General features: G+C 40.7%; 15 protein-coding genes and 1 pseudogene. 10 read left to right on the forward strand and 6 right to left on the reverse strand.

The window, feature by feature from the left end:
- Positions 1–3: 3 nt before the first annotated feature.
- On the reverse strand, positions 4–165 hold the full coding sequence (locus tag GTQ43_RS06210) for a hypothetical protein (protein WP_265271586.1): 162 nt from the start codon (positions 163–165) through the stop codon (positions 4–6).
- Between the two features lie 7 nt (positions 166–172).
- Positions 173–262, reverse strand: a complete 90-nt coding sequence (gene petN / locus GTQ43_RS06215; RefSeq protein ID WP_017322509.1) for a cytochrome b6-f complex subunit PetN — start codon at positions 260–262, stop codon at positions 173–175.
- Between the two features lie 492 nt (positions 263–754).
- On the opposite strand from petN, the gene GTQ43_RS06220 reads away from it, so the two are divergent.
- From GTQ43_RS06220 to GTQ43_RS06240, 5 genes are all read left to right on the forward strand, one after another.
- Positions 755–2641 (forward strand): ATP-binding protein, encoded by a 1887-nt coding sequence (locus tag GTQ43_RS06220; RefSeq protein ID WP_265271590.1) that lies wholly within the window; start codon positions 755–757, stop codon positions 2639–2641.
- A gap of 30 nt (positions 2642–2671) precedes the next feature.
- A complete protein-coding gene (locus GTQ43_RS06225) occupies positions 2672–3937 on the forward strand; it encodes a hybrid sensor histidine kinase/response regulator (RefSeq protein ID WP_265271592.1) in 1266 nt (421 codons plus the stop codon).
- A gap of 114 nt (positions 3938–4051) precedes the next feature.
- Positions 4052–4486 (forward strand): hypothetical protein, encoded by a 435-nt coding sequence (locus tag GTQ43_RS06230; RefSeq protein ID WP_265273679.1) that lies wholly within the window; start codon positions 4052–4054, stop codon positions 4484–4486.
- Between the two features lie 314 nt (positions 4487–4800).
- Positions 4801–5358 carry a 3'-5' exonuclease gene (locus GTQ43_RS06235; protein WP_265271594.1) on the forward strand — a complete coding sequence of 186 codons (558 nt, stop codon included), beginning with the start codon at positions 4801–4803 and terminating at the stop codon, positions 5356–5358.
- A gap of 190 nt (positions 5359–5548) precedes the next feature.
- Positions 5549–6343, forward strand: a complete 795-nt coding sequence (locus GTQ43_RS06240; RefSeq protein ID WP_321162410.1) for a superoxide dismutase — start codon at positions 5549–5551, stop codon at positions 6341–6343.
- A 2-nt stretch (positions 6344–6345) separates the two neighbouring features.
- Here the strand turns inward: GTQ43_RS06240 and GTQ43_RS41700 are convergent.
- Together GTQ43_RS41700 and GTQ43_RS06250 are read right to left on the reverse strand one after the other, a co-directional pair.
- A pseudogene (locus tag GTQ43_RS41700) lies at positions 6346–6469 on the reverse strand (coproporphyrinogen III oxidase); the annotation flags it as partial.
- Positions 6450–6581: a hypothetical protein gene (locus tag GTQ43_RS06250; protein WP_265271595.1), complete on the reverse strand. Its 132-nt coding sequence runs from the start codon at positions 6579–6581 to the stop codon at positions 6450–6452. The pseudogene GTQ43_RS41700 and the gene GTQ43_RS06250, both read right to left, overlap by 20 nt.
- On the opposite strand from GTQ43_RS06250, the gene GTQ43_RS06255 reads away from it, so the two are divergent.
- The 4 genes from GTQ43_RS06255 to GTQ43_RS06270 all read left to right on the forward strand — a co-directional run bounded on the left by GTQ43_RS06255 (position 6580) and on the right by GTQ43_RS06270 (position 10061).
- Complete coding sequence (locus GTQ43_RS06255; RefSeq protein WP_265271597.1) at positions 6580–7485, forward strand: transposase; 906 nt, start codon at positions 6580–6582, stop codon at positions 7483–7485. The two genes, GTQ43_RS06250 and GTQ43_RS06255, sit on opposite strands and share 2 nt — an antisense overlap.
- A gap of 83 nt (positions 7486–7568) precedes the next feature.
- Positions 7569–8054: a hypothetical protein gene (locus GTQ43_RS06260; RefSeq protein ID WP_265271599.1), complete on the forward strand. Its 486-nt coding sequence runs from the start codon at positions 7569–7571 to the stop codon at positions 8052–8054.
- Positions 8055–8738: 684 nt separating this feature from the next.
- Positions 8739–9419 carry a HEAT repeat domain-containing protein gene (locus GTQ43_RS06265; protein ID WP_265271601.1) on the forward strand — a complete coding sequence of 227 codons (681 nt, stop codon included), beginning with the start codon at positions 8739–8741 and terminating at the stop codon, positions 9417–9419.
- A gap of 75 nt (positions 9420–9494) precedes the next feature.
- On the forward strand, positions 9495–10061 hold the full coding sequence (locus tag GTQ43_RS06270; RefSeq protein ID WP_265271603.1) for a phycobiliprotein lyase: 567 nt from the start codon (positions 9495–9497) through the stop codon (positions 10059–10061).
- Positions 10062–10197: 136 nt separating this feature from the next.
- Here the strand turns inward: GTQ43_RS06270 and GTQ43_RS06275 are convergent, their stop codons facing one another.
- The gene (locus GTQ43_RS06275; protein ID WP_265271605.1) at positions 10198–11400 is read right to left on the reverse strand and encodes an MFS transporter; all 1203 of its coding nucleotides are present in this window, start codon (positions 11398–11400) and stop codon (positions 10198–10200) included.
- 187 nt (positions 11401–11587) lie between these two features.
- Entirely contained in the window at positions 11588–13105 is a 1518-nt protein-coding gene (locus GTQ43_RS06280) for a site-2 protease family protein (protein ID WP_265273681.1), read from the reverse strand.
- Positions 13106–13298: 193 nt separating this feature from the next.
- Between GTQ43_RS06280 and GTQ43_RS06285 the strand changes: the two genes are divergently transcribed.
- Positions 13299–14033, forward strand: a complete 735-nt coding sequence (locus tag GTQ43_RS06285; protein WP_265271608.1) for an MBL fold metallo-hydrolase — start codon at positions 13299–13301, stop codon at positions 14031–14033.
- Positions 14034–14052: the final 19 nt, after the last annotated feature.

Below are 14052 nucleotides of genomic sequence, written 5' to 3' on the forward strand. Positions count from 1 at the left end.
AGATTATCGCCGCTTGGGAGTGGCGCTGCGGCTGGTGCGTTTTTCTTCATCTCGGCGACGGCGATCGCGCCAATCCGCCACAGTCAAATAACCAATTCCACCGGTGACTACTACGAGCAGTACTACGGCTACTATTGTTAAAATACTCAAAAATGGACTTTCCACAATACCTCTATAGTCCGTTACGTCCCCAAACTACCATTGCAATTGACCAAGTGAACACAACTAACAGCGCTACCCAACCTAGTGTCAAAATCTCCATAGTCTCGCTTTTCAAATAATTACAAAAGGTTTCTAATATTTATCATACAGGGATTGGGTAGGCTGAGATTTTTTTTATAAATTACATTGTAACTTTGGTATGCGATCGCAAAGGAGATACCATCTTTTCTTGGTAATACCAATTCGCTATGAAGATGCACTTAATTATGAAACGAACCGCCAAGTACGCCAAGTATGCCATCGCGTAGCTTCTCGTAGAGAAGAGAGAAGGAGTAATAATTAAGTGCAATCTCAGGGAGAATCGGTATAATCTGGTACTTAAAGTATGAATAGGATTTACGCAAACAATATCTAAAACCCTGATTCTATGGTAGGGGCAATTCATGAATTGCCCCTACAGCGTGTCCTTTTGCGTAAGTTCTAATTAATAAAGACTAATGTAAAAAAATAGCGATCGCGCTTTCTCAACTAGATGGTTTGGGAATACTAGGGTTACGGGTATATATTTCAAATCTACCAACCCCTAGTAATCATGCCAACATTTTTTAACTATCCTTTCCAATCCAACGGTTTTATTCCCCACGGACATTGTTATCTCTGGCAAACTGGATTAGTTTGGCTCCACATTATTTCTGATGCGACGATCGCTCTGGCTTATTACTCTATTCCCTTCCTACTGATTTACTTTATTTCCAAGCGCAAAGACGTTCCTTTCAATGGAGTCTTTTTGTTATTTGGTGCTTTTATTATTGCTTGCGGTACTGGACACTTAATGGATATTTGGACGCTTTGGCATCCAGACTACTGGATTGCAGGTACTTTAAAAGCTTTAACTGCCATTATTTCCATATACACGGCATTTGCGTTACTTTACCTCATGCCTCAAGCTCTGACACTACCCAGCCCAGCCCAGTTAGAAGCTATTAATCAAGTCCTTTCAACTGAAATTGTTGAGCGCAAGCGTATTGAGAAAGAACTACGCCTTGCGGAGGAAGTAGCTCAAAATTCCAACCAAGCCAAGAGTGAATTTCTCGCTAATATGAGTCATGAACTACGCACACCTCTTAACGGCATCCTGGGCTATACACAAATTATCCAACGCACAGAATCTTTGAGTGAAAAAGGACGCAAGGGACTCAGTGTTATTTATCAATGTGGTTCTCATCTTTTAACCTTAATTAATGATGTTCTGGATCTCTCCAAGATAGAAGCCCGAAAGTTGGAATTGTATCCTGTTGATTTCTACTTACCTGCCTTTATAGATAGTGTGACTGAAATTTGCCGCATCCGAGCAGAACAAAAAGTCATCGCCTTTCACGTCGAACTCGATCCTAATTTACCAACTGGTATTCATGCTGATGAAAAACGCTTGCGGCAAGTACTAATTAACTTGCTTAGTAATGCCATGAAATTTACTAATCAAGGCAGTGTCACCTTCAACGCTCAGGTAGTTGAGCAAGAATCAAATACTAATGGAAAAACTAACTACAAAATTCGCTTTGAGGTAATAGATACTGGCACGGGTATAAGCCCTGAACAAGCTGAGAAAATCTTCCAGCCCTTTGAGCAAGTGGGGAGTCAGAAACGACAATCTGAAGGTACAGGTTTAGGATTAGCAATCAGCCAAAAAATTGTTTTGTTGATGGGTGGTCAAATTCAGGTACAAAGTGAATTTGGTAAAGGTAGCACTTTTTGGTTTGAAGCAAAATTGTCAGAATCTAAAGACTGGGCAAAAGTTTCTAGAGTAGTTGAGCAGGGAACTATTATTGGTTATCAAGGAAAAAGGCGCACCATCTTGATTGCGGATGATAAATGGGAAAACCGATCGGTAATTGTAAATTTACTAGAGCCGGTTGGATTTACTGTTGTAGAAGCTAATAATGGTCAAGAAGCATGGGTACAGTCTCTAGCCCACGAACCAGACATGATTATCACTGATTTGGTGATGCCGATATTGGATGGATTTGAATTCATTCATCGTTTGCGTCAGTCTAGGGCATTTAAAGAAATTCCAATCATCGCTTCGTCAGCAAGTGTATTTGCAGTCGATCAACACAAAAGTATTGATGTTGGTGCAGATGCATTTTTACCAAAGCCTGTAGAAGCTGAAAATCTGCTAGAAATGCTCCGACAGTTTTTGCAACTGGAGTGGATTTTTGACGCTAATGTAGACGCTATTAAAAAAATCTCTCCAGTTGGGTTTAATCAAAAAAATCAGATGATTTATCCTGGCAAAGAGGTTTTGCAAGAATTACTCGAACTAGCACAAGATGGCGATATTCAGAATATTTTAGAACTGGCTGAAAAACTTGCTGCATCTAATGATAAGCTAAACATTTTTTCTCAGCAACTCATGCAGCTTGCTAGTAATTTCCAACTCAAACGTTTGGAAACGTTTATTGAAGAATCCATCAATTAATTTAAGTTAAATTTTAATTTCCAATTCATCATGACCAAACCCCCGAATAACGAATTTATTTTAATTGTGGATGATAATCCGACAAATTTATCTGTCCTGTGTGCCGCCCTTAATAGTGAAGGTTTTCGTTTCCGTGTTGCAGTCGATGGAGAAACTGCGATCGCTCAGGCTGAACGCAATCAACCAGAGTTGATTTTGCTGGATGTACAAATGCCGGGTATTGACGGCTTTGAGACTTGTCGTCGCCTCAAAGCCAATCCTCTCACCCAAAACATTCCAATTATTTTCACCACTGCCTTAGCGGATACGGAAAGCAAAACCAAGGGATTTTCCCTTGGTGCAGTAGACTATATCCCGAAACCCTTTGCCCAAGAAGAAGTCATTGCGAGAGTGCGCGTACATTTGCAACTCAAAAAATTGACTGAATCTTTAGAACAACAAGTTAGCGATCGCACCAAAGCTTTGCAACAAGCTCAAGTCCAACTGGTACAGCAAGAAAAACTATCAACACTGGGAGAGTTAATTGCTGGTGTTGGCCATGAAATCAACAATCCCATCAACTTTATTTCTAGCAATATTCCACCATTGGAAGAATATATTGCAGGTGTAACTGAGTTACTTTTACTGTATAAACAAGAGTATCCCAAGCCAACAGCCAAAATTACCACTGCTATTGAGGACTTGGATTTAAACTTCGTTCTCGAAGATATGGTAAAAATTTTGAACTCACTCCAGCTAGGAAGTGAACGAATTCAAAATCTTTCTAATTCACTCCGCAATTTCTCTCGCTCGGATAATGATACAAAAATATCTGCTGATTTGCACCAAGGACTAAATAGTACACTAATAATTTTGCAACACCGCCTCAAGGCTAATGGCGAGCGTCCCGGTATTGAAGTTATTAAAAGTTATGGAGTATTACCAGAGGTAAATTGCTATTTAGGTCAGATGAATCAAGTATTTATGAACATTCTGGCAAATGCAATTGATGCACTTGATGAAGCTATAATGGAAGGCAAAATGAGGAATCTAATTCCTCAGATTAAAATTGTCACAGAAATAGATTCGGAAAAATTGGTTGTAATTCGGATTGCTGACAATGGAATTGGTATTCCTGAACGGCTGAAAAAACGCTTATTTGAACCGTTATTTACTACAAAAACAGTTGGGAAAGGCACTGGACTTGGTTTGTCAATCGCTTATGAAATAGTTGTAGAGAAACACAATGGTGTATTAGATGTAACTTCTCAAGCAGGTGTAGGAACCGAGTTTATCATCAAAATTCCCATCCAATAGCAACATTGAATTAATTACAAAGCTGCTTTAGAATTTATCATTCTAGATATGGGGAGAAATTTCCCTAATATCTAATTTCTATAAAGAGTGAATCCAACTTTAGATCCTCAATTAATGGCAGAACGCATAGAATCCTTCAAGGCTGGAATAGTTGGAGGTTTATCTGTGTCTTTTGCTTTTGTGCTTGTCAGTCTCTTGAATACTTTTGTACTAGCAAAGTATTTTCAGATCCTCGCGAGTCTGCACAGTGATATTAACTGGCGCTTGTGCGTGAGTGGTGCTGTTGCAACTTTTATTGGCTTACTATTTGGTGTCACTTACCGCTATATTATCCGCTCAGATAAAAATCCCCAACTCAAAGCCGGTGGTGTTCTAGCCTTTGGCTTGGTGCGGGGATTAACTCAAATAGAACTTGGGTGGAATTCTCATAGCACAATTTGGCCTTTTGTGGTCATGCCTGTTGAAAGTATATTATGGTTTGTGCTTGCTGCGATCGCTCTTGATACCGCTATTAAACTTCGTTGGGTTAAACCTTTCTCGTCAATCTAAATTCCCTTTCTCTAAGCATAGTACTCGCACATAAATATGCAATCCTACAGGGGCTTGTGGTTCAAATAGATCAGGACTTACGCAAAATCATGAAAAAATGAACCGCAGAGGCAATAGAGTTGCCAGTGTGCCCTTGCGGTTCCCGGACTTGTAGCAACTGGCGCGACACGGAGAAATGAGAGTTTGAGAGATATTTTGCGTAAGTCTTATAGATAAAAAAGCTGGAAGCATTACACTTTTGTAGTATACAATAACTAATTATGTAATATCTTGTGTCAGTTTTCCGAAATAGTTGCCAATATCTATTACTTAATATGCAAACTAAAATATCCCACTATTATCTAATAGTCGATCTAGAGGCTACCTGCTGTGACAGTAAGACTATTCCTCGTCACGAAATGGAAATCATTGAAATCGGTGCAGTGATGCTCAATCGAGCAACGGGGGAAATTGATTCAGAATTTCAGCAATTCATTCGACCTGTGAGACATCCACAACTGACAGGTTTTTGTACCGAATTAACTAGTATTCGGCAGCAAGATGTTGACGAAGCACCAAAATTTATCGAGGCAATTTCTCGATTCAAAGAATGGATGTATTCATTTCCTAATCATATTTTTTGTTCTTGGGGTAATTACGACAAAAAGCAATTTATTCAAGATTGTGCGTTTCATAATTTTCCTTATCCTTTTACTTCAGAACATATAAATATCAAAGAGGAATTTTCAGAATATATTGGCGTGTCTAAAAAATTTGGCATGGCACAAGCTCTCGATGAACTGGGGATAGAGTTGAAAGGTACACATCATCGTGGTATTGATGATGCTCGTAACATTGCATCTATCTACAGACAGATTAAAATCGAAAAATAAGCTCAAGAAGGGAAAATTTTTAACGTAACATCTTAAATTTTTACAGTGAGTTACGAGGATTTTTTGCTACAAAATTATTCTTAGCTAATGATAACTAAGGTAAGATATATACTTAGTTTGATTAGACTCCAAAACAACAGTACACGATCAAATGACAAGCCAGTAATAATTGATTTTGAGGCTATAATTTATGATAAAACTTTGGCGCAAAACAATAGTTTTTTTCTTCACAACAATTGTACTGACAATTCTGCTAATTTCTCATGAACCAGTACCAATAGCTGAGGCACAATCTTCTCCGGCTGCATCAACGGCTGCTAGGCCGTTTTCCCGTGTAGCTTATCCTAATAGGACACTAACTGCTTTTCCCGCACAGCTACCACCATTGCCTTATGCTTATGGGGCACTAGGAAAAGCTATTGATGCTGAAACGATGAAATTGCATCATGATGCACACCATGCTAGCTACGTCAAGAACTTAAATGATGCATTGAAGCAGTATCCAGATTTGCAAAAAAGAAGTGTTGAAGTTCTACTATTGGATTTGAATAGTGTACCTGAAGATATTCGGACAAAGGTGCGTAATAACGGCGGTGGTCATTTGAACCACACGATTTTTTGGCAACTTATGAGTCCCGAAGGTGGTGGAGAACCATCAGGAGCGATCGCTCAAGAAATTAACCAAACTTTTGGTAGTTTTGATGCCTTTAAAAAACAGTTTAACGCGGCAGGTACCGCTCGCTTCGGTAGTGGTTGGGTTTGGCTAGTACGCAATCCTCAAAATAAACTCCAGATTGTGACTACCGCCAATCAAGATAACCCGATTACAGACGGTTTATATCCGATTATGGGTAACGATCTGTGGGAACATGCTTATTACCTAAAATATCGCAACCGTCGGGCTGAGTATTTAAATAATTGGTGGAATGTGGTGAATTGGCCGCAGATTAACAGACGATACCTTTCTTTTTCTACGGGACACTAGGCGTAGCAATATTCCCAGCGTGCAAAAGGTGGTAGAGACATCAAAATAGATTCCGCCCGTCCCTGAGTTTGCACACTGAAAACTGTTCCCTTCTGAATATACCAAATTAAACTCTGGATAACGACCCCAGCACTAGCGATCGCTCCCGTGAATCCTTGGGTATCGCGTTGGTAGGTGATGCCAGCAATATTGTGTTATTTCTAGATTCTTGCAGAGAGTTATCGGAATGACGACCCATGTTAAAACCTCTGAAACATGAACCAGGTAAATTATGTTGGCGTAACGCAGCAGATTTACCCCCGGCAGGGCAGCATTTTGACTCTCCTTATGATACTGATGCCCGTTATGGTAACAAACGCACCCAGACTTGGACTGGGTACAAGGTACACATTACGGAAACTTGTGATGCTAACGATGTCCATTTAATTACAAATGTGGAGACGACCCAAGCCCATCTATCCGATGTAGACCAAACACAACCAATTCATTTATCTCTTGAAGCAAAAGGCTTATCTCCAAAAGAACATATCGTAGATGCAGGATACGTAGATAGTGAATTACTGGTAAAAAGTAAAATTGATTTTGATATAGAACTGATTGGCCCAGTACGCCCAAATGTGAGTTGGCAAGCGAAAACACCAGGTGGGTATGACATAAGCAAGTTTACAGTTGACTGGTCAGCAAAAACAGTTACGTGTCCTCAAGGACAAAAAAGTACAACTTGGACTCCTGCAATTGATAATTGGGGTAATTCAGGAATTAACGTGAAGTTTCCCTCCAAGGTCTGCCGCCGTTGTGATTTTAGGCATTTGTGTATCAAATCAAAAAATGAAAGTGAGCCAAGAAAATTAAGATTGCGCCCACAAGAAGAACACCAGATCCTTCAAACTATCCGTAAACAGCAGGAAACTGATGAGTGGAAAGAGCGTTACAATACCCGTGCTGGTGTTGAAGGAACTTTGTCGCAAGGAATAAATGCTTTTGGTTTACGGCAAGCACGTTACCGCAATCTACCAAAAGTCCGGTTACAGCACCAAATCACCTCTGTTGCCATCAATGTTGTTCGCATGGTTTCTTGGTTAAATGGTATACCTCACGCCACGACCAGAACATCGCGGTTTGCTGCACTTGCTGTCACGTAAAGACAACGAACACCCATAGCTTTCTCAAAAGCTTCCCATGTAATACACGGTTGATTTTTGTTTGAGTTTTTTCTACAATATCCATGTATTACATCGATGCAGGACTTATGAAAAAGATGAAAAGGGATATTCAAGGTAAGTTTACGCTGAAGAATGATGACTATCGTGAAGTACGTTCTTTGCGACTAACAGACGATACTTGGAAGAAATTAGGTATTGCCTCTGAATGCTTAGGATTAACCAGGGCAGATTATCTGGAGGAAATAATTCAAAAGGATCTTTCGCCATGTAATACATGGGATGTCTCAGAACCTCTTCCAAGTATTACACGATATGAGATGGACTTAGAGAGACTAAAAGCACAAGTCCAAAATCTTCAAAAAGAAAATTCCGCGCAGAAGGAACGCTCCGCCGTTACTTTTATTTATGACATTGTGGATTTTGATGCGATACGCGATCGCATTTTATTTGAATTAAAGTTGGGGCGGCAGGCTTCTGGTTATAAAACAGCGCAAAAAGCCTTAGATAAAATGATTGCAGAGCTAAAATTTTTGGTTGACAGTCTCTAAATCACCCAAAAAGCTATTTCTAAGACAAAATTCAACATCTTCCAGACATCGCGCTTCCTTTGTTGGCAATGTGAAGAAATATTTCGCCAACAGCATCCCCTCAGAAACACAAGTCGAAAAGAAACTTTCACGTTGACCGATATCCCGCCCTGAACTTCAGTTCAGGGCTAATAGCGAAAGTCCACTCAAGTGGACTAAACGATCAATTCAGTCCACTTGAGTGGACTTTCGCTATGAGACTCGGAATGAATTCCGAGGCGGGATAAAAACGCGCTGCGAGATTTATTAATAAAAATATGGCTGCGGCAATACTTGTGTGTACATCGCAAGTAGTTATGCAAAATTAAATATACATTGTCATTGCAAGTAGAGCGTTCGCGGTAGCGTCTCGTAGAGATAGCGAAACGAAGCAATCCCAAGCCTTTGGGATTGCTTCACTTCGTTCGCAATGACATAAATATTTTTTCATACGCACTTAGACGAGCAAGGAGAGGCCTATCATGTACCTCATGTGATTAGCAAATTCCATAGCACCTACACAATCTCGCGAAAAGTAACATTTGTTTATTTTTCACTCATAATTGAGCCATTTTGTAAAGTCGCCAAACTCCTACTTCACGATGGTGACAGCCTGATGAAAGGATCGGGTAAATTAAGATAAGTAAAGAAAACGCTTTGAACTAAATGGCAGCTCTCAGCTTAGAAGAAATTTCTACTCAGTTAGAAAGTCCGAACTTACGCGATCGCATGGTAGCTCTTGCCAATCTGCGTCATGTTTCTCCAGAAGATGCAGTCCCTTTGATTAAAAAGGTACTCGATGACGAATCTTTGCAACTGCGATCGATGGCAATATTTGCCCTCGGAATCAAGCCAACGGCAGAATGTTATTCAATTTTGGTCAAAATTCTCGAAAATGACCCCGATTATGGCATCCGCGCTGATGCTGCTGGTGCTTTAGGATATTTGGGCGATGCCAGAGCCTTTGAAGTGCTTTCACGGGCATTTTATGAAGACACTGATTGGCTAGTACGCTTTAGTGCAGCCGTTTCTCTAGGTAACATTAAAGACCCTCGGGCCCGTCAAATTCTTCTTCAGGCATTGGATAGCAAAGAAGTAGTGTTGCAACAAGCTGCAATTTCTGCACTAGGAGAAATTAAAGATATTGATTCTGTCGATAAGATCCTGCGCTTCGCTCAATCAGATGATTGGTTAGTCAGACAGCGTTTGGCAGAAGCCTTGGGTAATCTTCCCACTCCCAAGAGTATCTCAGCTTTAAAATACTTAGAAAAAGACAATCATTTCAACGTTGCTGAGGCAGCTAGAATTGGCCTCAAGCAGCTTGAGGAAATAGGCAATCAAGCTTAATAATATTAGAGCCTCTTGCTACCTTTTAATAATCAAGTGGGAATTTTAGCATTTTGATGCAGGGTAATTTGATTCATGAATATTGAAGAGTTTTTTCAGTTAAGTACTGGTAAATGGTTTTCTCATAGAACTAGTCAACATTTGGCTTTGAATGAATCTGAAAATAGTAAGTCAGACATCATCATTGAGACACTGGCAGCAGATGCTCCAGAAGCGATCAAACTGTGTCAACAGTACAAAATTAATCCTAGTTCCGCTTCTTGTGCGATCAAAATTAACTGGAATGGCACAATGGAAAAGGATCAACCAAAACACAGTGGTTCAACTGTGTTAGTTTCAGTACCTGATGCAGATAATCCAGGGCAAGGTAAGTTACTGCGGGAAATAGTTGATACTAATAAAACTCCAGTTGCCGGACAGTATAAATTTGACAGTGATGATGCCTTGATCGTAACCATAGAAGATGAGAACATCTGGTTAGAGGAACGCCTGTGGTTTGCTAGCCCCAATTTACGAATGCGGGTAAATGTCCTCAAAAGTTTTGGTGGATTTAGTACTACTTCTTTCACTTCTGAGATTCGTATGGGTGGTTTTCCTCCTGCGGCGAAGGCTTCCGAGGCGGCTAATTCAGTATCGAGTTAGTTGTGTAATATAGTAATCTTAAATCATTAGTGAACAACGAGATCCCCGACTTCTTAAAGAAGTCGGGGATCTGATGTAAAATTACAGACTGTAGGGGCAATTCATGAATTGCCCCTAGCTGAAAATCAGGGTTTAGTTAAACTATGTCTTGACTGGTAATTGCTTCTGGTAAACTATTTGAGGTATTGACGTGCAATTTCACCCAAACAAAGAAAGGAATTGCTAGTAGTTGAGTTGTGGATGAAAAGACAATTAGTGCTGTAATTGAGCGATCGTATAAAAAGCCCATTAAAGCGCTACCTAAAAACCAGGATAAACCATAGCCAGTGCTAAAAATTCCATAAGCTGTAGCACGCTTGTTCTTTGGAACCATCCCAGCGATCGCAGCTTTCAAAATTGATTCTTGCGCTCCCATTCCTATACCCCAAAATGCTATTCCTAAAAGGGCAAGTTGGGTATTTCCTAAAAATACCAATGGCGCAAATAAAGATGAAAGGAAGGCTGCAACTATCAAAATAGAAATACCAGTCCGGTCAAATAGATATCCAAATATTAGCGCTGCGATCGCATCTACTCCCATTGCGACAGCATAAAATAGAGGGATTGTTTGTCCTGAAGCGATATCCTGCTTTTGGAAATGAAAGGCAATCAGGGGAAAATCGGCATATCCGGCGGCAATAATTGCTACAGCACCTAGATAAATCCAAAATATTCGCGGTAATTTTTCTTCTTGATTTGTCTCAATTTCGACTTCAAAATCACCGGGATTTGGATAAATAAATTGTATAACAATCAATACGATCAATCCCAAAACGGCAGGGAAAATCAAAATAGTAAAGGCATTGCGATACTCTCCTTGGAAATAAATCATTGCAGCTACAGCCAAAGGCCCCATAACTGCACCAGTTTGATCCATTGCCTCATGTAATCCAAAGCCAAAACCTCTGCCGATTTGACTCGCACCGTGAGAAAGTAGGGCATCCCGTGGCGGAGTCCGAATTGCTTTGCCAGTGCGTTCAGCCATCATCAAACCGGCGGCGACTTCCCATCTACCGGCTAAGGCTAAAAATGGTACAACTGCGGTGTTCAAAATGTAACCTAAAGTTGTAATTCCCCAATATTTGCGTGTCTGGTCACTGAGATAACCGATCGCTAGGCGCAAGCCATGACCAATCAATTCCCCAAACCCAGCTACCAGACCTACCACAGTACCGCTAGCTCCTAAAACTTGCAAATAAGCCCCTGTAATGCTACGTGCGCCTTCATAAGTTGCATCAGCACAAAGGCTAACAAAACCAAGTAAAATCACAAACTTTAAAGCTGCTGCTTTCTGTGGCATAGTTCCTTATTTCTCATTTGTTGCTTCCCCATTGAAGCATCTGGTTCTATAAAAAACCAGTTAATATTGAACATTGAAATTATTGAAGAATAATTCCAAATTCTATTTCAATAAAAAACACCAAGCTATGGTTAATTCCATAGTTGGGAAAAATCTAGATATATTTTTCTGGCTGCGTTGATACTATTTAAATTTGCAAAAAGTTAGCGATCGCTTGCGGTAATGGCAAAATAATTACAATCAACAAAGCCATTGCCAGTAATCCCCCAATGTCACGTTTGTTATCCAATTCAGTGACATCATTCAGTGCAGGTTCATCAATCAACGGCATAAATAATAAGATAATCGCCCACATCAAAAATTCTTCCCGAACTAAAGAAAGTAATAGCAATAGTAAGCGAGAAACTTGACCAATGACGATCGCAGTTCGTTGACCAAACATTGCGTGAACAATATGGCCTCCATCTAATTGTCCCACAGGCATTAAATTTAAGGCTGTGACAATTAATCCTAAAAAACCAGCTACTGCAACTGGATGCAGGTCAAGGGCTGATTTTGCTGTTAACTGACTACCCAAGGCTAGCTTCGAGAGGAAGGCGAGTAAAATGGAATACTTTGGATTCAGGGCATTAGGATTCAAAAATCGGGTTTTTTCTTCAATGAGGGGAACCACATCAGAATGAGCCAAGCCCCATATTAGTAAGGGCAAGGTTATGACAAATCCGGCAATTGGGCCAGCGATACTAATATCAAATAAAGCTTTGCGGTTGGGAATAGGACTACGCATCTGAATAAATGCACCAAAAGTTCCCAAGAAAAAAGGCACGGGAATAAAGTAAGGCAACGTCGAACGAATCTTGTAGGATCTAGCTGTCAAATAATGGCCAAGTTCATGAATACCCAAAATAGTCATCAGTCCCAAGGCATAAGGTAATCCTTTCAATAGGACATCTGGGTTAGATAAAAATTTCAACAAAGAGCTAGTTTCCGATAGAGGTGGAAGAGAAGCACCAGCAATTCCTACACCCACGAAGGTAGTAGTTATCAAAGTAGCTACTAATAGTAGAAGTGCTAATCCTGGTCTAGTTAAGCGTTCCTGGTCGCGTCGTGGTGTATTTCTATCTTTAGCAGCCTGAGTATTGGGAACTAGCACAAAGAAAGGTTTGCCATTAAAACCTTCTTGAAAAATCAGCAGAAAGCGATCGCCAAATTGTGCTTCAATATTAGTCTTAATCTGCTGGTAGGCGTTGCTGGCTTTAGTTCGCAACTGACCGCGGCAAATTACGGATTGTGGACGATACTCAATATTTTGGACGTAGTATACAGACCAAGGAAAACAATTTCGCAGTTGAGTTTCTTCTGTCGGCTCAATGGGACGCACTATTGGTTCGGGGGTAGGCTGGATAGTCGGCTGTGATTCTGGGGCTTGGGCTGGAGTCGGTGTATCACTCGACACTCTCCGCCCCCATTGAAACAATATCAAGTACAACAGTGTGCAGACAAATAAGCACGAGAGGATTAACCCTGGTGGGGGAGGTTGTTTAGTCCCATACATCAGCGTCCATCCACTCAACAACAATGCTGGTGTCATTAAAACCAGCCACAACAACCATACTGGCGTCCGAGTGATGTGAGCGACGCTGTGCTGCACCATTAGATAAGTAGCTAGCCCCAGTAGGAGAATAAACAAAAACCAAAATGCCATGTTATCTTCAGTAATTTTGACAAAACGCCCCACCAGTAGCTTCAGCACCATAGCATTAACTACAAGGCAGACCTCAAATCCCAATTTTTTTACAACAGTTAACAGCACTGGATTAATGCTCAAGTTTTAATTCTTGAGAATTTCCCGACTGTAACCAGATTGTCTACAACTCCTCAGTTTCGGTTCTTTGATCATGTGCCCTTTACCACAAATGCCAAGTCATACAACTAAGCCACCACGGGCTGTCTTCCCTGACGAAGTTCTTAGCAGAAGTTTTCTGCAATCGGACTTCGCACAAGAGAGCATTTTTGCTTTTCCACCCAATCGGGACACATTAGGGGGAACCTCTTATTTTATTGTAAGAAATGAAGGCAATATCCTCATAGATTGCCCTGCATTAGGCCAAACAAATCAAGATTTTTTAACAGCGCATGGAGGCGTGCGTTGGTTGTTTCTTACCCATCGAGGCGCTATTGGCAAGACTCCTGAATTTCAGCAAACCTTTGGCTGCGAGGTGCTGATGCAAGAACAAGAAGCTTATTTATTACCAGGCTTAACCGTAACTACTTTTAGTCAGGAATTCACTCTTGATGCAGCAGTCCAAGTTATTTGGACACCAGGTCATTCTCCTGGCTCATCTTGCCTATACTATAGTGAGCTTGGAGGTATATTGTTTTCTGGTCGCCATTTAGTTCCTAATCAGAAGGGTGAACCAGTACCATTACGGACAGCAAAAACTTTTCACTGGCCGCGACAAATTAAGAGTCTTCACTTTTTGTTAGAACGTTTCACACCAGAAACTCTCTGCTACATTTGTCCCGGAGCAAATACAGGTTTTCTCAGGGGTAAGCATGTCATAGATCAAGCCTATCAACACCTCACTTCTCTAGATTTACCAGCTTTGCTGCAAATACAGCCCCTTATTTAGGGCGCAGGGGGCAGGGGGC

It is taken from the genome of Nostoc sp. KVJ3 (genome assembly GCF_026127265.1).
Taxonomy (GTDB): domain Bacteria; phylum Cyanobacteriota; class Cyanobacteriia; order Cyanobacteriales; family Nostocaceae; genus Nostoc.

Bases quoted from the DNA above. Each gene is read 5' to 3' on its own strand.
- petN (WP_017322509.1), bottom strand. From the start codon at position 262: ATGGAGATTTTGACACTAGGTTGGGTAGCGCTGTTAGTTGTGTTCACT.
- GTQ43_RS06220 (WP_265271590.1), top strand. From the start codon at position 755: ATGCCAACATTTTTTAACTATCCTTTCCAATCCAACGGTTTTATTCCC.
- GTQ43_RS06225 (WP_265271592.1), top strand. From the start codon at position 2,672: ATGACCAAACCCCCGAATAACGAATTTATTTTAATTGTGGATGATAAT.
- GTQ43_RS06230 (WP_265273679.1), top strand. From the start codon at position 4,052: ATGGCAGAACGCATAGAATCCTTCAAGGCTGGAATAGTTGGAGGTTTA.
- GTQ43_RS06235 (WP_265271594.1), top strand. From the start codon at position 4,801: ATGCAAACTAAAATATCCCACTATTATCTAATAGTCGATCTAGAGGCT.
- GTQ43_RS06240 (WP_321162410.1), top strand. From the start codon at position 5,549: ATGATAAAACTTTGGCGCAAAACAATAGTTTTTTTCTTCACAACAATT.
- GTQ43_RS06255 (WP_265271597.1), top strand. From the start codon at position 6,580: ATGTTAAAACCTCTGAAACATGAACCAGGTAAATTATGTTGGCGTAAC.
- GTQ43_RS06250 (WP_265271595.1), bottom strand. From the start codon at position 6,581: ATGGGTCGTCATTCCGATAACTCTCTGCAAGAATCTAGAAATAACACA.
- GTQ43_RS06260 (WP_265271599.1), top strand. From the start codon at position 7,569: ATGTATTACATCGATGCAGGACTTATGAAAAAGATGAAAAGGGATATT.
- GTQ43_RS06265 (WP_265271601.1), top strand. From the start codon at position 8,739: ATGGCAGCTCTCAGCTTAGAAGAAATTTCTACTCAGTTAGAAAGTCCG.
- GTQ43_RS06270 (WP_265271603.1), top strand. From the start codon at position 9,495: ATGAATATTGAAGAGTTTTTTCAGTTAAGTACTGGTAAATGGTTTTCT.
- GTQ43_RS06275 (WP_265271605.1), bottom strand. From the start codon at position 11,400: ATGCCACAGAAAGCAGCAGCTTTAAAGTTTGTGATTTTACTTGGTTTT.
- GTQ43_RS06280 (WP_265273681.1), bottom strand. From the start codon at position 13,105: ATGGCATTTTGGTTTTTGTTTATTCTCCTACTGGGGCTAGCTACTTAT.
- GTQ43_RS06285 (WP_265271608.1), top strand. From the start codon at position 13,299: ATGTGCCCTTTACCACAAATGCCAAGTCATACAACTAAGCCACCACGG.